The 20,990-nt window shown below is 70.4% G+C and carries 18 protein-coding genes; 12 read left to right on the top strand and 6 right to left on the bottom strand.

Annotation, left to right across the window (positions count from 1 at the left end):
* Positions 1-62 precede the first annotated feature (62 nt).
* The 3 genes from ACFWP5_RS31480 to ACFWP5_RS31470 all read left to right on the top strand — a co-directional run bounded on the left by ACFWP5_RS31480 (position 63) and on the right by ACFWP5_RS31470 (position 3,037).
* Positions 63-674: an RNA polymerase sigma factor gene (locus ACFWP5_RS31480; RefSeq protein WP_384164063.1), complete on the top strand. Its 612-nt coding sequence runs from the start codon at positions 63-65 to the stop codon at positions 672-674.
* 561 nt (positions 675-1,235) lie between these two features.
* Positions 1,236-1,898 carry an RNA polymerase sigma factor gene (locus ACFWP5_RS31475; protein WP_384164060.1) on the top strand — a complete coding sequence of 221 codons (663 nt, stop codon included), beginning with the start codon at positions 1,236-1,238 and terminating at the stop codon, positions 1,896-1,898.
* Complete coding sequence (locus ACFWP5_RS31470) at positions 1,898-3,037, top strand: hypothetical protein (RefSeq protein WP_384164058.1); 1,140 nt, start codon at positions 1,898-1,900, stop codon at positions 3,035-3,037. Before ACFWP5_RS31475 ends, ACFWP5_RS31470 begins: the two co-directional genes overlap by 1 nt.
* 207 nt (positions 3,038-3,244) lie before the next feature.
* Here ACFWP5_RS31470 and ACFWP5_RS31465 read toward each other — a convergent pair whose 3' ends face one another.
* Positions 3,245-4,066, bottom strand: a complete 822-nt coding sequence (locus ACFWP5_RS31465; protein WP_384164055.1) for a L,D-transpeptidase family protein — start codon at positions 4,064-4,066, stop codon at positions 3,245-3,247.
* Between the two features lie 115 nt (positions 4,067-4,181).
* On the opposite strand from ACFWP5_RS31465, the gene ACFWP5_RS31460 reads away from it, so the two are divergent.
* Entirely contained in the window at positions 4,182-5,762 is a 1,581-nt protein-coding gene (locus ACFWP5_RS31460; RefSeq protein ID WP_384164052.1) for a methylmalonyl-CoA mutase, read from the top strand.
* 60 nt (positions 5,763-5,822) lie between these two features.
* Positions 5,823-6,479 (top strand): leucine efflux protein LeuE, encoded by a 657-nt coding sequence (gene leuE, locus ACFWP5_RS31455; protein WP_384164049.1) that lies wholly within the window; start codon positions 5,823-5,825, stop codon positions 6,477-6,479.
* Here the strand turns inward: leuE and ACFWP5_RS31450 are convergent, their stop codons facing one another.
* On the bottom strand, positions 6,480-7,934 hold the full coding sequence (locus ACFWP5_RS31450) for an FAD-dependent oxidoreductase (protein ID WP_384164045.1): 1,455 nt from the start codon (positions 7,932-7,934) through the stop codon (positions 6,480-6,482). It abuts the gene before it with no gap.
* Positions 7,935-8,006: 72 nt separating this feature from the next.
* On the opposite strand from ACFWP5_RS31450, the gene ACFWP5_RS31445 reads away from it, so the two are divergent.
* From ACFWP5_RS31445 to ACFWP5_RS31435, 3 genes are all read left to right on the top strand, one after another.
* Positions 8,007-8,657, top strand: a complete 651-nt coding sequence (locus tag ACFWP5_RS31445) for a TetR/AcrR family transcriptional regulator C-terminal domain-containing protein (RefSeq protein WP_384164042.1) — start codon at positions 8,007-8,009, stop codon at positions 8,655-8,657.
* A gap of 122 nt (positions 8,658-8,779) precedes the next feature.
* Positions 8,780-9,766 (top strand): glycosyltransferase family 2 protein, encoded by a 987-nt coding sequence (locus ACFWP5_RS31440; RefSeq protein WP_384164039.1) that lies wholly within the window; start codon positions 8,780-8,782, stop codon positions 9,764-9,766.
* The gene (locus ACFWP5_RS31435; protein WP_384164036.1) at positions 9,763-11,118 is read left to right on the top strand and encodes a polysialyltransferase family glycosyltransferase; all 1,356 of its coding nucleotides are present in this window, start codon (positions 9,763-9,765) and stop codon (positions 11,116-11,118) included. Before ACFWP5_RS31440 ends, ACFWP5_RS31435 begins: the two co-directional genes overlap by 4 nt.
* 76 nt (positions 11,119-11,194) lie before the next feature.
* On the opposite strand, the gene ACFWP5_RS31430 is transcribed toward ACFWP5_RS31435, so the two are convergent.
* The 3 genes from ACFWP5_RS31430 to ACFWP5_RS31420 all read right to left on the bottom strand — a co-directional run bounded on the left by ACFWP5_RS31430 (position 11,195) and on the right by ACFWP5_RS31420 (position 14,834).
* Entirely contained in the window at positions 11,195-12,370 is a 1,176-nt protein-coding gene (locus ACFWP5_RS31430; protein WP_384164033.1) for an acyltransferase family protein, read from the bottom strand.
* A gap of 143 nt (positions 12,371-12,513) precedes the next feature.
* A complete protein-coding gene (locus tag ACFWP5_RS31425) occupies positions 12,514-13,854 on the bottom strand; it encodes a polysialyltransferase family glycosyltransferase (protein ID WP_384164030.1) in 1,341 nt (446 codons plus the stop codon).
* A complete protein-coding gene (locus tag ACFWP5_RS31420) occupies positions 13,854-14,834 on the bottom strand; it encodes a glycosyltransferase family 2 protein (RefSeq protein ID WP_384164027.1) in 981 nt (326 codons plus the stop codon). Before ACFWP5_RS31420 ends, ACFWP5_RS31425 begins: the two co-directional genes overlap by 1 nt.
* A 198-nt stretch (positions 14,835-15,032) precedes the next feature.
* Between ACFWP5_RS31420 and ACFWP5_RS31415 the strand changes: the two genes are divergently transcribed.
* Genes ACFWP5_RS31415 through ACFWP5_RS31400 form a run of 4 tightly spaced genes read left to right on the top strand, consistent with a single transcriptional unit; the run spans position 15,033 to position 19,791 of the window.
* Positions 15,033-16,352: a DUF6716 putative glycosyltransferase gene (locus ACFWP5_RS31415; protein WP_384164024.1), complete on the top strand. Its 1,320-nt coding sequence runs from the start codon at positions 15,033-15,035 to the stop codon at positions 16,350-16,352.
* Between the two features lie 47 nt (positions 16,353-16,399).
* Positions 16,400-17,701, top strand: a complete 1,302-nt coding sequence (locus ACFWP5_RS31410) for a cytidylyltransferase domain-containing protein (protein WP_384164072.1) — start codon at positions 16,400-16,402, stop codon at positions 17,699-17,701.
* 14 nt (positions 17,702-17,715) lie between these two features.
* A complete protein-coding gene (locus ACFWP5_RS31405) occupies positions 17,716-18,654 on the top strand; it encodes an N-acetylneuraminate synthase family protein (protein ID WP_384164021.1) in 939 nt (312 codons plus the stop codon).
* A gap of 48 nt (positions 18,655-18,702) precedes the next feature.
* Complete coding sequence (locus tag ACFWP5_RS31400; RefSeq protein WP_384164018.1) at positions 18,703-19,791, top strand: hypothetical protein; 1,089 nt, start codon at positions 18,703-18,705, stop codon at positions 19,789-19,791.
* A gap of 50 nt (positions 19,792-19,841) precedes the next feature.
* Here the strand turns inward: ACFWP5_RS31400 and ACFWP5_RS31395 are convergent, their stop codons facing one another.
* Positions 19,842-20,984, bottom strand: coding sequence for a Fic family protein (locus tag ACFWP5_RS31395; RefSeq protein ID WP_384164015.1), 1,143 nt, complete (start codon positions 20,982-20,984; stop codon positions 19,842-19,844).
* Positions 20,985-20,990: the final 6 nt, after the last annotated feature.

Genomic DNA, 20,990 nt, shown 5'->3' with positions numbered 1-20,990 from the left:
GCGGGGGACCGCCGCCCCCCGGTACGGATTCTTCGCGCACTCGGTACGGACGAGGACAGTCCTTGGGCCAGACAGGCGAGCCCCGGCGCGGACACGCGCACGACGGGGAACTGGGCGCGGCTGTCGCGCGGGCCCAGGAGGGCGACGACAGCGCTTTCGCGGTCGCGTACCGGATCGTGCAGCCCGGGCTGCTCGGGTATCTGCGCGGGCTCGTCGGCGACGAGGCCGAGGACGTGGCGTCCGACGCCTGGCTGGAGATCGCCCGCGACCTGGGCCGGTTCCGCGGCGACGGGGCGGGGTTCCGCGGCTGGACGGCGACCATCGCCCGGCACCGGGCGCTCGACCATCTGCGAAGACAGCGGGTGCGTCCGCGATCGGCGACGCTGGAACAGGACGTACTCGAACTCCCCGGCCCGCACAGCACCCACGACCAGGCACTGGAGTCCCTCTCCACGGAGTACGCCCTCGGTCTGGTGCGGGGGTTGCCGCAGGACCAGGCCGAGGCTGTGCTGCTGCGTGTGGTCGTGGGCCTCGACGGGCCCGCCGCCGCCCGGGTGTTGGGCAAACGGCCTGGTGCGGTACGGACGGCCGCCTATCGGGGGTTGAGGCGGCTTGCCCGTGAACTGGGCGCTATGGAAGCCGTGCGGGAAAGGGACGGAGACGGACATGGCTGACCGTGACATGGGCCTTCCGGGTGTCCCCGGTCCCTTTGGGCTCCCGGGTCTTCCGGTCCTGCTGGGCGCGGCTCTGCGTGACGGTGACGTGGACGGCGAGGCCGAACGGCGGGCGGTGGCCGCGTTCGTGGCGGCGTTCAGGGCGGCGAGGGACGCGGGGGTTCAGGCGGCGCCGACGCGTAGCCAGGATGATTGGCGGCCGAGGGGGAGTGCCCCGTGACCGGCGTCCGCGGCGGCGGACTCTCCGGCGCTCGGGAGCTTGAACGGGCCGCGTGGCTGTGAAGAACCTGTCAACTGCCCATGAGTGTCACGTCGGTCCGTGAGAGACACCGCGGAGACGGCCGGAGCCGCCACCCCCCACAGGAGAGGCCCCGGCCGTCGCGCTGTACGGGCCGCGCGGCGGCCCGTACTTTTTACAGCGCCATGAGTGCGTTTTCTGTCACACCGCGGCCCCGAACCAAGTAGTTGCGCCTTGTACGGACATGGACGAGGAACAGTTTCAGGTCGTAACGTGCCTTTCGCGCCGGAGTGCGGACGCGACCAACAAATTCGAGGGACCACGTGCTGGGGGACGACGCGGAGCTGACCGCCGCGGTGCTTGCGGCACAGGACGGGGACGAGACCGCGTTCCGGACTGTGTACCGCACGGTGCATCCACGGTTGCTCGGATACGTACGGACGCTGGTCGGCGATCCGGACGCCGAGGACGTCGCGTCCGAGGCCTGGCTGCAGATCGCCCGTGACCTCGACCGGTTCAGCGGGGACGCGGACCGCTTCCGTGGGTGGGCCGCCCGGATCGCCCGCAACCGTGCCCTGGACCACATACGGATGCGCGGCCGCCGGCCCGCGATAGGCGGCGACGAGACCGAACTGACCGGCCGCGCCGCCGAGTCCGACACCGCCGACGAGGCCATCGAGGCCCTGGCCACCGACAGCACCCTCTCCCTCATCGCCCAACTGCCGCAGGACCAGGCCGAGGCCGTCGTCCTGCGGGTGGTCATGGGCCTCGACGCCAAGACCGCCGCGGAGACCCTCGGCAAGCGGCCCGGCGCCGTCCGCACGGCCGCGCACCGCGGGCTGAAACGGCTGGCGGAACTGCTCGGCGGCGACCCCGAATCGGCCGCGGCGCTCGGCGCCCTGCCGCCCCAGCGAGACCCGCGCGATCGCGCGGTGACGTCCGCCACTGTGACGCATACGCGCGCGCGGACGCAGAAGGACATGTGATGGCCGACGAGCGCTGTGCTTTTCCGGGGGACCGCCCCCGGACCCCCGGCCGATGGCTGGACCGCGAGACCGCCGAGCGTCTGCTGCGCGGCGAGTCCCTGGAAGCCGTCGATCCGGCCGCCCGCGACCAGGCCGAGCGGCTCGCGAAGACCCTCGGCGCGCTGTCCGTGGACCACTCGCTGGGCAAGGTCGAACTCCCGGGCGAGGAAGCCGCGTTGGCCGCCTTCCGGGTGGCGCGCACCGGCAACGATGTCGAGCGGGCCGCTCTTGGCCGGCGCGGCCGTGCGCACTCCTCCGACGCCGGGCTCGTCCGGCTCGGGCGGCCCGCCTCGACCGCCCCGGGCCCCCGCTGGGGAAGACCCGTGCGGCTCGGGCTGACCGCCGCGCTCGCCGTCGGGATGCTCGGCGGGGTCGCGGTCGCGGCCTCCACGGGAGTCCTCCCGACGCCGTTCCACGACGACCCGGGGCCCGCCGCCTCGATCTCCGCCGCCGTGACACCGTCCGACCGCCCCCTCGTCCCGCCCTCGCCGAGCGGCACCGGCGGCCCTGGGACGCCCACGACGGGCGGCGGTTCCGACGACTCCTCCGGCGAGGCCGCCGGAAGCGGCACGAACCCCACGCCGAGCACCGGTTCCGGTGACGACAAGGCCTTCGGCTCCGGCAAGTGGTGGAAGGGTGTCACCTCGTCCTGCCGTGCCGTGCGCGACGGCAAGCCCCTGGCCCCGGGCCGCAAGCTCACCCTGGAGGGCGCGGCGGGCGGTACGTCCCACGTGTGGACGTACTGCAAGGGCCTCCTCCAGCACACCGGCACCGGCACGGACGACAAGGGCGACAGCGACGGCAACGGCAAGAACGGCAGCGGTCAGGGCGACGACCAGAACGGTTCGGACGAGCAGGCCGGCGGTCAGGGCGGTGGCAGCGACGGGCACATAGCCCCGATCGCACCGGGCGGCGGCAACGGCAGCAGTGGTGGCGGCAACGGCGGCAGCACCGGTTACCAGGACAACGGCGCTTCCACCTCCGGCCCCTCGGTCTTCACCCCGCTCACCCGGCACCAGTCGCCGTCCACCCCGGCCCCGTCGCACACCACCGAGACCCGGCAGACCCCGTCGCCGAGTCCGACGTACAGCGCGCTCTGAACTGATCGCACGCCGCTGACCTGCACGTATGCAACTCGTGGAAATTCTTTCGCGGCAGGTGTGACATTTCCGGCCGTCGTAGCGCAGTACTGAGTAGCCGACTGGTCATCGGCCATCGCACAGAGCCGGGGTTCCCCCCGTACCTACGGCTCGTGCACCCGGCGCGGGTGGGACACGTTCCCCCGGTCCCGCCCGCGCCTCATACGGCTACCGGTAGACGACGACCTTGTCGCCGGTCCGCACCTGCGCGAAGAGACTCGCGATCGCCGCCTCGTCCCGTACGTTGACGCAGCCGTGCGAGCCGCCCGCGTAACCTCGCGCCGAGAAGTCGTAGGAGAAGTGCACCGCCTGGCCGCCGCTGAAGAACATCGCGTACGGCATGGGGGAGTGGTAGAGCGTGGACACCCAGTTCCGGGCCTTCCAGTAGACCTGGAACACACCGTCGCGGGTCGGGGTGTACTGCGCGCCGAACCGCACCGACATCGTCGACACCGTCCGTCCGTCGATCATCCAGCGCAGGGTCCGGCTCGTCTTGTCGATGCACAGGACCCGGCCGGTGAGACAGCGCGGGTCGGGTGCGCCGGCCGGCTGGCCGCCCATCAGGTACAGGTCCCACTTGCCGGGCTCGTGCGTCATCTTCAGCAGCCGTTGCCAGGTGACGGTGTCGGTCTCGCCCGTCTTCGGCAGCCCGCGCTTGCCCTGGAAGCCCGCGACGGCCTGCTCGGTGAGGTCGTCGTAGGTCCCGGTCGGCCCGTCGAAGAGCCAGTCGGCCTGCCGTAGCCGCGCCTGCAGTTCGCGCACGTCGCCGCCGCTGTCGCCGCGCGACCACAGGACGTTCGCGGCGCTGGCGGTGCTCGGGGAGGCGGAGGGTTTGCCGTCACCGCTACTACTACTCGTGGTGCCGCTGCCGGGAAGCTTGATGTGCACGGGCAGATGGTGCCTGCCGTCCGCGTCCGTGCCCTGCACCGTGCAGCCGCACACCGTCACCAGGGCCGACAGGGCCGCCGCGGCGGCGATCGCTCTCCCCATGCCCGTAGTACGCATCGCGGACCCCTGTCATCTCACCGGCCTCGTACCCCGGAGACGTACCCCCGGATGACGGGTCGCGAACGGCACGGCATCGTGGTGACCGGAGGTGCACACCATGGCACGAGAGTCGGAGTCGGGGCTGCCCATCGAACCCGTCTACGGTCCCGAGGCCCTCGCCGGCTGGGACCCGGCCGAGCGGCTGGGCGAGCCGGGGACGTACCCCTTCACGCGGGGCGTGTACCCGTCGATGTACACGGGACGGCCCTGGACGATGCGCCAGTACGCCGGTTTCGGTACGGCGACCGAGTCCAACGCCCGCTACCGGCAGCTGATCGCCCACGGCACGACCGGCCTGTCCGTCGCCTTCGACCTGCCCACCCAGATGGGCCACGACTCCGACGCGGCCCTCGCACACGGCGAGGTCGGCAAGGTCGGGGTCGCGATCGACTCGGTGGACGACATGCGGGTGCTGTTCGACGGCATCCCGCTGGACCAGGTCTCCACCTCGATGACGATCAACGCCCCCGCCGCCCTCCTCCTGCTGATGTACCAGCTCGTCGGCGAGGAACAGGGCGTGCCTGCCGGGCAGTTGACGGGCACCATCCAGAACGACGTGCTCAAGGAGTACATCGCGCGCGGGACGTACATCTTCCCGCCGAAGCCCTCGCTGCGGCTGACCGCCGACATCTTCCAGTACTGCGGGGCCGAGATCCCGAAGTGGAACACGATCTCGATCTCCGGCTACCACATGGCGGAGGCGGGCGCCTCGCCCGCGCAGGAGATCGCCTTCACGCTCGCCGACGGCATCGAGTACGTCCGCACGGCGGTCGCGGCCGGCATGGACGTCGACGACTTCGCACCCCGGCTGTCCTTCTTCTTCGTGGCGCGTACGACGATCCTCGAAGAGGTCGCCAAGTTCCGTGCGGCCAGGCGTATTTGGGCGCGGGTGATGCGGGACGAGTTCGGTGCGCGGAATCCGAAGTCCCTGATGCTGCGCTTCCACACGCAGACCGCCGGCGTCCAACTCACCGCCCAGCAGCCGGAGGTGAACCTCGTCCGGGTCGCCGTCCAGGGGCTGGCCGCAGTGCTCGGGGGCACGCAGTCCCTGCACACGAACTCCTTCGACGAGGCGATCGCGCTGCCGACGGACAAGAGCGCGCGCCTCGCGCTGCGCACGCAGCAGGTGCTGGCCTACGAGACGGACGTGACCGCGACCGTGGACCCTTTCGCGGGTTCGTACGTCGTCGAGTCGATGACGGACGACGTCGAGGCGGCCGCGGTTCAACTGATGCGGCGGGTCGAGGAGTTGGGCGGCGCGGTCGGCGCCGTCGAACACGGCTTCCAGAAGGGCGAGATCGAGCGCAACGCCTACCGCATCGCCCAGGAGACCGACTCCGGCGAGCGGGTCGTGGTCGGCGTCAACCGCTTCCGGCTGGACGCGGAGGAACCGTACGAGCCCCTCCGCGTCGACCCGGCCATCGAGGCCCGGCAGACCGAACGCCTCGCGCGGCTCCGCGCCGAACGGGACCAGGGGGCGGTGGGGTCGGCGCTGGGCGCGCTGCGGAGGGCTGCGGAAGGTACGGGCAACGTGCTGTACCCGATGAAGGAGGCGCTGCGGGCGCGGGCGACGGTGGGGGAGGTGTGCGATGCCCTTCGGGAGGTGTGGGGGACGTACGTCCCGAGTGACACCTTCTGAACCGTCCACCCCCCGAACGACACCTTTTGAGCGCCATGCCGCCGTGCGACACTCGTTCTCATGTTCGGTGTCATAGACCTCCCCACCTACCTGGCCGGCCTGGTCCTGATCGTCCTGCTGCCCGGTCCCAACTCGCTGTACGTCCTCTCGGTCGCCGCCCGGCGCGGCACCCGGGCCGGGTACACGGCCGCCGCCGGTGTCTGGTGCGGCGACACCGTGCTGATGACGCTCTCCGCGGCCGGGGTCGCCTCGCTGTTGCAGGCCAACGCCGTGCTGTTCGGGATCGTGAAGTACGCGGGAGCCGGCTATCTGACCTGGCTGGCGTTCGGGATGCTGCGTGCCGCGTGGGCGATGTGGCGGAGCCGTAAGGAGCGGGCGGCCATGGAGCCGGCCCCCGCCACGGAGGCGGCCGACGAGCGGCCGTACCGCCGTGCCTTCGTCGTCAGCCTCTTCAACCCGAAGGCGATCCTGTTCTTCGTCGCCTTCTTCGTGCAGTTCGTCGACCCGGGGTACGCCTACCCCGCCGTGTCCTTCGTGGTGCTCGGTGCTTTCGCGCAGGTGGCGAGCTTCCTCTACCTCAGTGCCCTGATCTTCAGCGGGACCCGGCTGGCGACGGCGTTCCGCCGCCGTAGGCGGCTCGCGGCGGGAGCCACTTCGGCGGCGGGGGCGCTCTTCCTGGGCTTCGCGGTGAAGCTGTCACTGGCCGGCTCGGTGTAACTAGCTGTTCTGGGACTGGCGGAGGCCGAAGCGTTCCGTGTACTCCGCCAGGCCGCTGTCCGTGTCGCCCGCCCAGCCGACGTAGCCGTCCGGGCGGATCAGGAAGAGGCCCGTTCCGTACGTCTCGGGGGTGGGGCCCTGTACGACCCGCACCAGATCGCCGCCGATCGCCGGTGCCTCCGTGCCCAGGGCGAGCAGGGTCCAGTGCGGGCCCCGGAAGGCGTCGAGGAGGCGTACGCCCGCGACGGTCCGGTTCGGTGCGCGGTCGCCGGCGCGCAACCCCTCCCCGGCTGCCCGGGTCTCGTTCGTGAGGGACGACTCCCGGTAGCCGATGCCCAGTTGGCGGGTCGCCTCGCCGCGGCGGGCCTCGCCGCGGTGGACCTTCGTGGACAGGCCGAGCATCTCGGCCGCGTTGGGGCGCCGCTCCTCCTCGTAGGTGTCGAGCAGGCTCGCGGGAGCCTCGTCGCGCAGGACCGCGCCCAGCTTCCATCCCAGGTTGTAGGCGTCCTGGACGCTGGTGTTGAGGCCCTGGCCGCCGGCCGGCGAGTGGACGTGCGCCGCGTCCCCGGCGAGGAAGACCCGGCCCTGCTGGAAGCGGTCGGCGAGGGCCGCCCTGGGTCGGAAGTCCGAGGCCCAGCGGACCTCGGTGATGTCCTCGGGGGCGAGGTGCGAGCGGGCGGCGACGATCTTCCGTACGCCGTCGAGGGAGAGGTCGGGCGTGCTGTCGTCCAGGATCTGGGCGACCACCTGGAAGTCCTCCGTCCCGGCCAGCGGGCAGACCGCGAGGAAACCCTCGTCGCCGCGCGGCGGGAAGATGTGCCAGTTGTCGCGGTCCAGGCCGGTGATACGGGTGTCCGCCACCAGGATCGGGTTCGGGTCGACGCTCTCGCCGCTCATGCCGATGCCGAGCCCGCGCCGGATCACCGAGCGACCACCGTCGGCGGCCACCGCGTACCGGGCACGGACGGGGGCACCGGCGGCGAACTCGACCGTCACGCCGTCCTCGTCCTGGGTGAGACCGGTGACCTCGCGGCCGAAGGACACCCGGCCGCCCAGTTCGTCGAGCCGGGCCCGCAGGATCTCCTGGGTGCGCCACTGCGGCACCATCCACGGGGCGCCGTACGGCGAGTCCTCGCTCGTCTCGGCGGGGTCGAACATGTTCTGCTCGGCGACCCGCTCGCCGTCCTGCCAGATCATCCCGACCGGGTAGTCACCGCCCGCCGCGACGATCGCGTCCAGGACGCCGAGGTCGTCGAAGACCTCCATCGTGCGCGGCTGGATGCCCTTGCCGCGTGAGCCGGGGGACAGGTCCGCGCCGCGCTCCACGACCAGCGCGTCCACCCCGCGCCGGGCCAGGTCGATGCCGAGGGCGAGCCCGGTAGGGCCGGCACCCACGATCAGTACGTCCACGTGCAGTGCGTCCACGTGCTCGGTCGTGATCCCGTGCTCGGTCATGATCCAATCTCCTTAACGCTGTTAAGTGCGGCTGGTTCCGAGGATGGCCTTAACGGTGTTAAGTTGTCAAACGTGAGTACGGAACGACGCACCCCCCTCGACCGCAAGCGCGTGGCGGACACGGCCTTGAAACTGCTGAACGAGGTCGGTCTCGACGGGCTGACCCTGCGCGCCATCGCCAAGGAGCTGGACGTCAAGGCGCCCGCCCTGTACTGGCACTTCAAGGACAAACAGGCGCTGCTCGACGAGATGGCCACGGAGATGTACCGGCGGATGGTCGCCGACGCCCCGCTGGCCCCCGAGGACACCTGGCAGGAGCGGCTGCTGAAGTCCAACCGCGCCCTGCGCGACGCGCTGCTCGGCTACCGCGACGGCGCCAGGGTCTTCAGCGGCTCCCGCTTCACCGGCACCCTGCACGCCGTGGAGATGGAACGCACCCTGCGCCTGTTCACCGAGGCCGGCTTCACCCTCGCCCAGGCGGTCCGCGCGACCTCGACGTCGTACCTCTTCACGATCGGTTTCGTCAGCGAGGAGCAGGGCGTCAAGCCACTGCCGGACGAGCGCCGCGAGGGCTACGACGTGGACGAACGCGCCCGCCTGATGGCCGACTTCCCGCTGTCGGCCGCGGCGGGCGCGGAGATCTTCGAGGGCTATGAAAAGCACTTCGAGGAGGGGCTCGACCTGCTCGTCGCGGGTATCGAGGTCCGTTTCGGCGTCAGTTGAACGCCCGAAGAGGCCGGGTCGTTACCGTGCGTTCACCTGTTGGCCCCGGCAGGGTTGATATCCGGCGTCGAACATCTCCTACGGTCACAAGAATCCGCCCCGGAGAGAGCCCAGGTGTACGCGTGACCAACCGCCCCCCGACACTGTCCGTGATCGTCCCTTGCTACAACATCGAGGCCTATGTCCCGGAAACGGTGACCAGTCTCGTCAACAACGCGAAGGACGAGTTCGAGTTCCTGTTCGTCGAGGACCGCTCGACCAAGGACAAGACCTATGAGGCTCTCCTGGAGCTGACGAAGCGGCTGCCGAACAGCAGGGTCATCCGGCACGAGAAGAACGGCGGTCTGGCCACCGCCCGCAACACCGGGATCGACGCGGCGGAAGGCCGCTACCTCACGTTCCTCGACGGCGACGACTGGCTCGCGCCCGGCTATCTGGCCGACCTGGTGGACGTCATCGAGCGCTTCGACGTCGACTTCGTGCGCACCGACCACGTCACGGTCACCGGCGTCGAGCGGGCCATCCAGCGCTCCCCGGAGGGCCGCCGCCACACCCCGCTCGACCCGCGCAGCTCGATCCTGCCGGTCGACGACACGACGATGGTCGACTACCCGTACGCCTGGGCCGGCATCTACCACCGCCGCCTCCTCGACCGGGGCCTGCTCCGCTTCCACGACGGCCTGCGCACCGCCGAGGACCGCCCCTGGGTCTGGGAACTGCACCGCAAGGCGGAGTCCTACGTCGCCGCCAGCCTGCGCGGGGTCTTCTACCGCCGGGGTCTGGCCGGTTCGCTGACCCAGATCGGTGACGTCCGCCAGCTGGACTTCTTCCGCTCCTTCGACCTGGTCCTCGCCGAACTCGCCGACGACCCCGAGGCCGCGAAGCTGCGCAAGAAGGCGCTGCGCAACTACTGCGTCGTCATCGCCCACCAGCTCCTGGACCGGGGCCGTTTCGAGCGCAGCGTGCACGCCAAGCTGCGGCAGATGGCCGCCGAGGCGCTCGGCCGGATGACGGAGACCGAACTCAACGAAGCGCTCGTCGGCATGGGCGAGGAACGCGTGCACACGCTGCGGCGCATCCGCGGTGGCATGAAGGGAGTCGCGGCATGAGCGGCAGCGGCACGACACAGATCTTCTTCTCGGCCACGCAGTACGCCGCCGCGACCGTCACCGCCGCGATCCGCGCCGGCTTCTTCGGCCCGCGCACGGCCCACCGCCGCATCCTGGTGGTCAGCAACACGGCCGCCGTGCCCGAGGTCGGCACCCCGCTGGACCGGATGCCCGGCTTCGAGAAGCTGCGCCCCGAGTTCGACGAGGTGCGCTCGTGGAACGAGTTCATCTCCCCCTTCCACCCGGCCGGTTGGTCCCCGCGCGCCCAGGACGCCGCCCTGTGGGAGAAGGCCGTACGCCTGGCCTGGAACCTCGGCGACGAGGACGTGGAGATCGCCTGCGAGTCCATCCAGGCCAACCCCTCCCGCGCGGTCGCCGACATCTTCGCCGACAGCCCGGTGCACGTGTACGCGGACGGCCTGATGAGCTACGGCCCCACCCGCAACCGCATCCCGCACAACCTGAACAGCCGCATAGCCCGCGTCCTGCACCTCGACCTGATACCCGGGCTGCGGCCGATGCTGCTGTCCGAGTACGGCGTCGAGCCGCAGCCCATCCCGAACGAGGCGATCGTCGACGTCCTCGCCCAGATCGGCGAGGAGGGCGCCTCGATCCTCGCCGACCGGCTGCCCGAGGAGAACCGGCCCACGGCCGTGATGCTCGGCCAGTACCTCTCCGCCATCGACCTGATCACCCAGGACGAGGAGGAGCAGCTGCACGTCCGCATGCTGCGCGCCGCAGCGAAGGCGGGCCACCAGGACATCCTGTTCAAGCCCCACCCCAGCGCACCCGCCGTCTACAGCACGTCACTTGAGCAGACCGCCGACCAACTCGGCGTCCGCCTCACGGTGTTGCGCGAGCCGGTCCTCGCCGAGACGGTCTTCGCCCATCTCCGCCCGCAGTTGGTCATCGGCTGCTTCTCCACGGCGCTGATGACGGCCGCCGCCTTCTACGACATCCCCGTCGCCCGCGTCGGCACCGGTCTGCTCCTCGAACGCATCACGCCGTACGAGAACAGCAACCGCATCCCGCTCACCGTGATCGACGCGGTGCTGCCGGACGCGGAGAAGGACAAGGTCGACCAGCCGCTCGAACTGGCCACGCTGGCCGAGGAGTTGGCGCCGCTGGTGCGGGCCGTCGGCTACTGCATGCAGGCCCTCAAGCACCACGCGATGCGCGACGAGGTGACCGCCTGGCTCGCCGTCCACCTCGACGAGTACCCGCAGTACTTCAAGCGGCGCCGCCTGACCAGCCTGCGCCTGCCCGGCGGCAGCGCGGTCCGCGCGGAGTCGCTGCGCCGCAACCCGACCGTACGGCGCGTGGTGCGCCGTATCCGGGCCGCGCAGGCCTGAACGGACAACAGGTGCCCCCCGGCCATGTCGGGGGGCACCTGAGGCGTTTCAGGGCCGAGGCGTTCTCAGCGCCGGGTCACTTGCCGAGCCTCGCCGCCAGCTGCTTCGACTGCAGCGACATCGTCCGCTTCAGCCGGGGCCCGAACGGCTTCTCGACGAAGCGGTGCATCAGATACGCCAGGCACAGCAGCCCCGGCACGGTCAGCGCGAGCGTCTCGTACGGGCCGAGCCCGAAGCCCCGGTGCAGGGCGCGGATCGCGAACCAGCCCAGGTGCTCGTGGATCAGATAGAAGGGGTACGTCAGCGCGCCCGCCAGCGTCAGCCAGCTCCAGTTCGCCCAGCTCGTCCAGCCCAGCGCCACCGCCGCGACGGCCGCGAAGGCGACGAGGACGATCGCCTGGATGACATGCGGGTTGCGGTGGAAGTCGCCGGTCATGCCCGGGTGCCACAGCGCCGTCACCGAGTAGCGCTGACCCAGCAGGAAGGACATCCCCACGATGCCCCACAGCAACAGGTCGCTGCCGTAGCGGTAGATCAGGTAGAAGGCGAGGCCGCCGATGAAGTACGGCGCGTGGTCGCGCATCACCAGCTCGGTCGTCAGCGGGTTGTCGGCGACCCGGGCGAAGCAGCCGGCCATCGTCCACAGGATGCAGAAGGTCACCACCCGGCGGTAGGTGACGCCCTTCCAGATCACGAACAGCGCGAAGAACAGGTAGAACCGCATCTCCACCCAGAGCGTCCAGTCCACGCCGATGACCCGGGGCACACCCATCGGCTGCTGGAGCATGGTGAAGTTGACCAGGAACTCGTCCGAGCGCAGCGGCTTGACGACCACCGGCATCAGGACCGACGCGGTGCCCACCAGAATCAGGGCCACCCAGTACGCCGGGTACAGGCGGGCGATGCGGGAGCGGAAGAACTCGCCCATCGACTTGCCCCAGCTGCTCATGCAGATCACGAAGCCGCTGATGAGGAAGAAGAACTGCACGCCGAGCGAGCCGTAGGTCCCCGCCTCGGACAGGGTCGGGAACATCTTCCCGGGGGACTGGTGCCAGGAGGAGGACACTTCACCGTTCTTGCCGGTGAAGTGGTACAGGCACACCATCAGCGCGGCCAGCAGCCGCAGTCCGTCCAGGGCGCGCAGCCGGTTCTCCCGGGGCGGGCGGGGCGGGGCGACAGGTGGCTGCTCCGGGTCCTGCCCAGGGTCCTGGCCCCGCAGGGTGGGTGCCAGGGCCTGGTCAACCGCGTTCATCCTGGGCCTTTCTCGCCGACGTCGAATGGGTGTTCCGTGGCAGAACGATGTGACGCTACGAACGTTCGACGGATGAGAGGCAATTCACCGGCGACACGCAGGCATCTCCCGCATGTCGCCCGGATGAACAATTCGAAAGGACGCTAACGCCCGGACAGCGCCCGGGCCCGGCGCGCGATCCGCCGTACGGTCTGGTTGCGCGGGATGAACGACAGCTGTGCCGGTACGGCGCCGGGCAGCGCCAGCGCGGTCAGGCGCCGGCGTTTGAAGTAGCGCCAGGTGTGCGGGTTGAGGTGGGCCGAGAGATAGCGCTCGGCGTCCTCGCGCAGCCGGGGGTAGATCTTGGGCTGCATCGCGAAGCCAACTGCCTTGAGCAGCGCGGCCAGTTCGCCCACGCGCTCCGGCGACGGCATCCGCCAGTCCGTCACCGCCGCCTTGTCGCCGAGGTCGGGCAGGACCGAGTCCACGATGGTCAGCGGCACCCGGTTGCTGTTCTGGTAGGGCGCGAGCCGGGCCAGCAGGGTGTCCGTGCCGACCCGCGCGACCGGGATGTCGTACAGGCCGGCGGCGGTGAACAGCGCGGTGGAGAAGCAGCCGACGACCAGCGCGGGACGCATCCGCTGGAAGGCGACCTCGGCGAGCACCGGCCGGTCCAGGAGGGTGAGTTGGGCGCCCAGCTTCTTCGCCTCGTCCTCCAGCAGGCGTGACCAGCGGGAGGGCGCCACGGGGTGCGGCTTGAACACCAGCTCGCGGTGACCGAGCGCCACCGCGCCGCGCACCATGCGCAGATGCAGCTCCTCCTCCTGCTGGTCGGTGAGGATGCCGAGTGCGGCGAGGTACTGGCCGAGCAGCAGGGCCGGTCGACCCTTCACGGCGGGCAACTCGCTCTCGGACTCGGCGAGTTCGCCAAGTACCTTGAGGAAGGCCTCGGTTGGCACCAGTTCCGGCGGGACGCCGAACTCGGTGAGCAGCAGCGGGGTGAGGCCCGGGACGAGATCGAGGTGCAGCAGCCGCTCGATGCGGGTGCCGACCAACGGGTCGATCTTGTCGCGCGTGGGGCCATAACTTATGAGGCCGTCCGCGTAGACGTCGACCGGGGCGCCGGTGAACAGCTGGCACAGTGCGAGCGACGGATTGACCTGCACGGACTCCACGGCGAGCCGGATCTCGTCGTCGCCCAGCTTCCACAGCAGCCGTACGTACCGCTCCCACATCGGGACGTCGTCGCCCCGCGGGCTCCAACCGCTCGGATGGAAGGGGGAGATGGTCTCGTTCCACGACAGCACGTCGTCGAAGCGGTCCCGGAGCCGGTCGAAGCCCGGCATCGTGTCCACCGACGGGGTGGTCTCCGGGTTCGCCGCGTTGTTGGTGATCAGCAGCAGCCGCCGGTCGGCCTCGCCGAGGAGCCCGGCGTCCAGGGCGGCGGCCAGCGTCGCGGCGCCGTACAGGGTCGACGCGCACAGGATCTGGGTGGTGCGGGGCATCAGGCGGCCACCGTCCGCGCCGAGGTGGGACGGCGGCGCAGTCGCCGCAGCCGGCTCGCCCGCTGGGGGTCCATCGAGTCCATTACCTCCGCCAGAACGTCCTGCGGCATGCGCTTCAGCGCGGCCGAACTCAGTGAACGCAGTTTTCGAGCCACGGCGGGTTCGAACCTCTCGATCGATCCGAGATGATGAGCCATGATCGCGCAGTACGTGCGCACCGCTTTGGGCAGCAGTTTGTCGGCGTCGCGGTCACCCGCCGTTTCCTCGATTACCTGGTCGAACGCACGAATGAAATCGAGCTGCCGCACATCCCCGATCTGGGTCAGCGACGAGGCGACCCCGCGCCGGTAGAACACCCCGAGCAGCCCCACCGTGGCGAAGGACTCCGCCTCCCGGTGCAGCTTCCAGATCCACGGCCGGTCCTCGGCCGTGCGCAGCCCGTCGGTGAAGTGCAGCAGGCCCCGGTCGACCAGTCTGCGGTGGTAGATGCCCGCCCAGGCGTAGGCGTAGTCCACGGACGTGGAGCGGTCGGCGGGCAGGATCGCGTCCCGCGGGTTCATCACCACACCGCGCCGGCCCTGCGGCACCCGGGCGATCGAGCGGGCCTTCGCCGTGCACACCACGTGGTCGGTGCGCACGAAATCACAGCCGAGTTCCTCGATGGCGGCCAGCAGGCGCGGGAAGTAGTCCGGGGCGAGCCAGTCGTCGCCGTCCAGAAACGTCAGATACTCGCCACGTGCCTGGTCGATGCCGGTGTTGCGGGCGGTCGCCAGCCCTCCGTTCTTCTTGTGTCTGACATGCACGACGCCTGGCAGCTCCCGCTCCGCGCGCGCGAGAATGTCAGGGGTCTCGTCGGTCGAACAGTCGTCGACGAAGATGAATTCGAAGTCCTCCCGTGTGTTCGCACGCAGGCTCTTCAGGGTGTCGGGCGCGTATTGCTGCACGTTGTAGAACGGCACGATGACGGAGAGCTTGACCACCCGCATGACGTTAGAGGGCGCTCCGGCATCGGTCTTTACCATTGGTTTGATGTCGGGTGAACGCCACGTGGCGAACCTGTGAACCAGGAATTCCTACGGCCCCGCCACGCCCTGATTCGCCATTCGGCGGTGTGCTGTTAACCGTTTGTTGCCTTCTGGTTGGGCCGGACAACGGAATGGCTTCCTAGCGTCTTCGGTGTGCCAGCAAGTGCAACGCAGACCCTGCGAGTCGCCGTCCTCGCGGATTCCGACACCCGGTGGAAATGGGGTTCGCTCACCGCGAACCGCATCGCTCCGCCGAATTCGGACATCTCTCTGGACGGGTACCTCCTGCGGGGTCGTGCCACCCCAACAGCCCGCCAGCTGAAGGAAGTCGGCGTCAGTGCCGACTCCCTCCGCGAGGTGACCGCCGTCGAGTTCCTGCGCGCCATGGAGAAAGGCTCCGAAGACCAGTACGACATTCTCGTGCTCTCCCTCGTCGGCGGCGGGGTCCAGGCGATGCTGCACGGCCTGGCCCGGGCCTGGGACGGGCGCACCAAGCGGCCCGTCGTCGTCACCGGCTACGTCGGCGTCGTCTACGAGAAGCTCACCGACGGCCTCCTGCTGCGACACGGCGCGGACCTCGTCCTCGCCAACTCCCGCCAGGACGCGGACCGTTTCAAGGCGGTCTACGACGGGGTCGGCGCCGACTCCTCGGCGGTGACCGAGGTAGCCCTGCCGTTCCTCGGCGGGGACGCCTACCAGGGGGAGCGCGACCCGTACACGGTCGTCTTCGCGGTGCAGCCCTCGGTGCCCGACAACCGCAGGGACCGTTCGTACCTGCTCGACCGGGCGGTCCAGCACGCCCGTTTCCACCCGAACCGCGAGGTGCTGCTCAAGCTGCGCTCCAAGCCCGGCGAACACACCACGCACATCGAGGAGTTGCCCTACCAGAAGCTGGTCCAGGGCAAGGACCTCCCCGCCAACTTCAGCCTGGTGTACGGGCACATGGGCGATGTGCTCGACCGCACCGACCTCCTGGTGACCATCAGCTCGACGGCCGCCCTGGAGTCCCTGCACCGCCGTATCCCCACCGTCGTGCTGACCGACCTCGGGGTGCGCGAGGGGCTCGGCAACCACCACTTCGTGGGCTCCGGGTGCCTCGCCTCCTGGGACCAGCTCGACGCCGGGTACAAGCCGGTGCCGGACGCGGAGTGGGTCGCCCGGCAGGGAGTCGCCGCCGAAGGGTCGTACGAGACCGCCTTCGACGCGGCCCGGGAGCGCATCGCCAAGCTGCTGGCCGGCGACGGCATGCCTGCCCTGAACCCGTACTACACGCCCGGGACCGCCCCCGGCTATCTGCCCGGCATCCTCGCCCGCCACCACCTCGGCCCGGACGGCACCCCGCTGCCCGGCGCCCCGGCCGCGGACAAGGAGCCCGGTCCCGTCCGGCAGATCGTGCGCCGGGCAGCGCGCGGCGCCTACCGCCACGGAGTGCAGCGCGTGGCGCCCGTCATCCGCCGGATGGGGGAGCTGTGAACGTCAGGATTCCCGCTCAAGGAGCACATTCCATGGGAGTAGAGCCCATGTCCAACTCGCAAGCGGGCCAAGGCGCTTCGGTGCGCCGGGTGCTCGCGGTGATCCCCGCGCGCGGCGGCTCCAAGGGCGTCCCCGCCAAGAACCTCGCCCCCGTCGGCGGCGTACCGCTGGTGGCCCGCGCCGTCCGTGAGTGCCGCGCCTCGCGGCTGGTGACGGACGTGGTCGTCTCCACCGACGACCAGGCCATCGCCGCCGCCGCCCGCCAGGCCGGCGCCGAGGTCGTGCTGCGGCCCGCCGCCATCGCCGGCGACACCGCGACCTCCGAGGCCGCCGTCCTGCACGCCATGGACGCCCACGAGGCGCTGCACGGCTCCGCGGTCGACGTCGTCCTCCTCGTGCAGTGCACGAGCCCCTTCATCGTCCGCGAGGACGTCGACGGCATCGTCGACGCGATCGTCGCGAACGGCGCCGACACCGCCCACACCGTCGCCCCCTTCCACGGCTTCGTGTGGCGCGACGCGGACGACGAGGCGACTCCGGTCGTCAAGCCCGCGCGCACCGACGAGGTCGGCGGCGACACGAAGGTCGCCAACTCGGCGGTGGCCAGCGGCGGTTACGGCGTCAACCACGACAAGTCGTTCCGCCCGCGCCGCCAGGACCGCCCCCAGGACTTCCTGGAGACCGGCGCGGTCTACGGCATGGACGCGGCGGGCTTCCGCAAGGCGGGCCACCGCTTCTTCGGCCGCACGGAACTCGTACGGACCGACCCCGCCCGCGTGTTGGAGATCGACGATCCCCACGAGCTGGCGCGGGCAAGGGCGTTGGCCCCTCTCTTCGACGCGGACCGCCCCGGTTCGCTCCCGACCGCCGACGACATCGACGCGGTCGTACTCGACTTCGACGGCACCCAGACCGACGACAGGGTGCTGATCGATTCCGACGGACGGGAGATCGTCTCCGTGCACCGCGGAGACGGCCTCGGCATCGCAGCGCTGCGCAGGACCGGCCTGAAGATGCTGATCCTGTCCTCGGAGCAGAACCCGGTCGTCGCCGCCCGGGCCCGGAAGCTCCAACTCCCGGTCCTGCACGGCATCGACCGGAAGGACCTCGCACTCAAGCAGTGGTGCGAGGAGCAGGGCATCGCGCCGGAGCGCGTGCTCTACGTCGGCAACGACGTCAACGACCTCCCGTGCTTCGCCCTCGTGGGCTGGCCCGTGGCGGTCGCGAGCGCCCACGACGTCGTACGCGGCGCCGCACGTGCGGTCACCACCGTGGCCGGTGGCGACGGCGCTGTCCGAGAGATCGCCAGCTGGATCCTCGGCCCCTCTCTCGATTCCCTCACCAAGTAAGGAAACCCGCTGTCATGAGCAACAACTCCCGTCTGCGCCAGTTCGGTTCGAAGACCGCAGGCCCCGGCCACCCCGTCTACGTCGTCGGCGAGATCGGCATCAACCACAACGGTGAGCTGGAGAACGCCTTCAAGCTGATCGACGCCGCCGCCGAGGCCGGCTGCGACGCCGTCAAGTTCCAGAAGCGCACCCCGGAGATCTGCACCCCGCGCGACCAGTGGGACATCGAGCGCGACACCCCCTGGGGCCGGATGACCTACATCGACTACCGCCACCGCGTGGAGTTCGGCGAGGACGAGTACCGCCAGATCGACGACTACGCCAAGAGCAAGAACATCGACTGGTTCGCCTCCCCGTGGGACACCGAGGCCGTCGCCTTCCTGGAGAAGTTCGACGTCCCGGCCCACAAGGTCGCCTCCGCGTCCCTCACGGACGACGAGCTGCTCCGCTCGCTGCGCGCCACCGGCCGTACGGTCATCCTCTCGACCGGTATGTCGACGCCGAAGCAGATCCGCCACGCGGTCGAGGTCCTCGGCAGCGACAACATCCTGATGTGCCACGCCACTTCGACGTACCCGGCGGTGGCCGAGGAGCTCAACCTCCGCGTCATCAACACCCTCCAGGCCGAGTTCCCGAACGTCCCGATCGGCTACTCCGGTCACGAGACGGGCCTGCAGACCACCCTCGCCGCGGTCGCGCTGGGCGCCACCTTCGTCGAGCGTCACATCACCCTCGACCGCGCCATGTGGGGCTCGGACCAGGCCGCCTCCGTCGAGCCGCAGGGCCTCACCCGCCTCGTCCGCGACATCCGCACCATCGAGGCCTCCCTCGGCGACGGCGTCAAGAAGGTCTACGAGTCGGAGCTCGGCCCGATGAAGAAGCTGCGCCGCGTCAACGGCGTGGTCGCCGAGGCGGAGATCGCCGCAGCCGCGGGCGAGCCGGTCTCGGTCTGAGTCTGAGCCATTAAGCGCCACTTACGGTCACGGGACGGTCGTACGACAATGAGCCCCCACGCCGGCACCGCCGGCCTCACCCCTCACACTCTCGCGTTCGTGGAGAGTCCGGTACAGCTTCTGAACGTGCTGGAGTGGGCGCACGTCCGTGCGCTCCGAGCCGAGGAGGCACCCGGCGGGGGGCTCACCCTCGTGGTCCTGTCGCCGACCGACCCGATGACCCGCGGCCAGCTGCGCCGCATGGCCGACCTCGCCCGCGACGAAGGCCACACTGTGCGCTGGGAGGAGGCGCGGGGCGGACCCGCGGCCCCCTTCCAGACCATCGGCGGCCTCACCGGGCTGCTGCGCCGGGCGGACCGGATCGTCATGGGCGACCCGTTCTCCCGCTACGTACAACTCCTGCTGACCATCACCAAGGCACGCGAGCTGGTGGTGGTCGACGACGGTACGGCGACGATGGAGTTCGTCGCCCAGCTCGCCAGCGGCGAACGCCTGGTGCGCTGGCACCGCAAGGGCGGCCGCCCCGGCCCCCGCGACCTGATCTTCGCCCCGGTGTCCTCGGCGGCCCGCCGCCGCCTGACCCCGAGCGCCCGCCGCACCGTGGAGATCTTCTCCTCGATGCCGATCGAGACGACCCCGGAGGGCGTCACGATCACCCCGAACGAGTTCACCTGGACCCGCGCCCGCTTCGGCCCGCCCCGCATCACGAAGGGCGCGGACATGGTCGGCACGTCCCTGGTGGAAACGGGAGTGGTCGACAACGACCGCTACCTGGAGGCGGTCGCCGCCCTCGCCAAGACCCACGGCGCGACCCGCTACTTCGCCCACCGCCGCGAAAGCACGGAGAAACTGCACCGGCTGGCGGTGGAGACGGGCCTGGAGATCGTCCGCCCCGACCTCCCACTGGAGCTCATCGCCCGCCGGGGCCCCATCGGCCGCACGATCCTCAGCTTCCCGTCGACGGTCGTCCACACCCTGCCACTGGCCCTGGTGGGCACCGAGGTCCGGGTCGCGGTGTGCGACATCGACCCCGCGTGGCTGACCGAGAACGCCTCGCCCCGGGCGCAGGGGTTCCTGTCGGGGGTCACGGGGACGGCGCGGGATGTGCATCGGTTGTCGGCGGTCACGGCGGCGTAGGGCGGTTGCGGGGGAGGGCCCCCTCCGCCACGGCTACGTCGCCCCGAGGGTCATCCCTCTCGGCGATAGGGGTCCGTGTACGGCTCCAGGGACTGGCGGATCTCGCTCCGGACGGGGTTCATGAGCGGGCCGGGAGCGTAGTAGCGGGCACGGGCCTTGCCGTGGGGGACGAGCCATCCACGGGCGACGAGTTCGCGGATGTCGCGGATGGCTTGCTGATCGCTGAGGTCGGCGTCCTGCTGGTAGACGGTGCGGCGCACCTTGGCGTCGGAGAAAGCGGGCAGAAGGGCGTAGACGACGCGCTCGTCCAGACCCGTCGCTTCGACGGCCCCGACGAGGTGGGTCCAGGCGCGGGACATCACATCGAAGCGCCGCTGGGCTTGCTGGGCCTGGCGATGGTGGGCGGTCAGGCAGAACCGGATCCAGGGGCGGGTGTCCCGTTCGGGGCTCCAACGCGGACCGCCCACATCCTCCAGGATCTGGTAATAGGCATAGGTGTTCTGGCCTCGGCCGAGCCACTCCTCGATCGAGGAGAACTCTGGTGGCATCAGCGCCTCGCGGGAGAAGACCAGCGTGGAGAGGGCGCGGGACACGCGTCCGTTGCCGTCCTTCCACGGATGGATCTTGACGAGGTTGAGGTGGGCCATGGAGGCGCGCACGTGGACCGGAGCGTCGCGGTCCCCTTCGTTGAGCCACTCGATGAACTCCCGCATCAGCGCGGGGACATCCTCGTGCCCGGGCGCGGTATAGGCGGGGATCAGGGGGTCGTCGGGGCTGGTGACGTAGGCGGGGCCGTCGCGCCAGCGGCCGGGGCGCTTGTCGAGGTGGTGGCCTTGCAGCATGAAGTGCAGACCGTTGAGCAGCCCGGCGTCGTACCGGAAATCGTCACCGGCGTCGGCGAGGGCCTGGATGTAGGTCATGCCGCGCTGGTAGCCCTCAAGTTCGGCGCGGGTCTTCTCGCCAGTCTCCAGGGGTTCCTCGCCGGACATGAGGGCTTCCACGTCGTCGACTGTCGCGGCGTACCCCTCGATGGTGTTCGAGCCGGCGATCGCACGGGCGGTGAGGTTGCGGCGCAGCTGCCGTGTCCAACGGGGGGTGGCCCGCAGCATGTGCCGCAGGGCGCGGCGCATGGCCTCGATCTCGTCGAGGGCGCGCAGGTCGTCGTCGTCCAGGACGGGTGTCGCGTACAGCATGCCGCA

This window comes from Streptomyces sp. NPDC058469 (assembly GCF_042721125.1).
Classification (GTDB): domain Bacteria; phylum Actinomycetota; class Actinomycetes; order Streptomycetales; family Streptomycetaceae; genus Streptomyces.
Note: the sequence above shows the minus strand (reverse complement) of the source record. Positions and strands in the feature narration are given on the sequence as shown.

Bases quoted from the DNA above. Each gene is read 5' to 3' on its own strand.
- ACFWP5_RS31470 (WP_384164058.1), top strand. From the start codon at position 1,898: ATGGCCGACGAGCGCTGTGCTTTTCCGGGGGACCGCCCCCGGACCCCC.
- ACFWP5_RS31465 (WP_384164055.1), bottom strand. From the start codon at position 4,066: ATGGGGAGAGCGATCGCCGCCGCGGCGGCCCTGTCGGCCCTGGTGACG.
- ACFWP5_RS31460 (WP_384164052.1), top strand. From the start codon at position 4,182: ATGGCACGAGAGTCGGAGTCGGGGCTGCCCATCGAACCCGTCTACGGT.
- leuE (WP_384164049.1), top strand. From the start codon at position 5,823: ATGTTCGGTGTCATAGACCTCCCCACCTACCTGGCCGGCCTGGTCCTG.
- ACFWP5_RS31450 (WP_384164045.1), bottom strand. From the start codon at position 7,934: ATGACCGAGCACGGGATCACGACCGAGCACGTGGACGCACTGCACGTG.
- ACFWP5_RS31435 (WP_384164036.1), top strand. From the start codon at position 9,763: ATGAGCGGCAGCGGCACGACACAGATCTTCTTCTCGGCCACGCAGTAC.
- ACFWP5_RS31430 (WP_384164033.1), bottom strand. From the start codon at position 12,370: ATGAACGCGGTTGACCAGGCCCTGGCACCCACCCTGCGGGGCCAGGAC.
- ACFWP5_RS31425 (WP_384164030.1), bottom strand. From the start codon at position 13,854: ATGCCCCGCACCACCCAGATCCTGTGCGCGTCGACCCTGTACGGCGCC.
- ACFWP5_RS31410 (WP_384164072.1), top strand. From the start codon at position 16,400: ATGTCCAACTCGCAAGCGGGCCAAGGCGCTTCGGTGCGCCGGGTGCTC.
- ACFWP5_RS31405 (WP_384164021.1), top strand. From the start codon at position 17,716: ATGAGCAACAACTCCCGTCTGCGCCAGTTCGGTTCGAAGACCGCAGGC.
- ACFWP5_RS31400 (WP_384164018.1), top strand. From the start codon at position 18,703: ATGAGCCCCCACGCCGGCACCGCCGGCCTCACCCCTCACACTCTCGCG.
- ACFWP5_RS31395 (WP_384164015.1), bottom strand. From the start codon at position 20,984: ATGCTGTACGCGACACCCGTCCTGGACGACGACGACCTGCGCGCCCTC.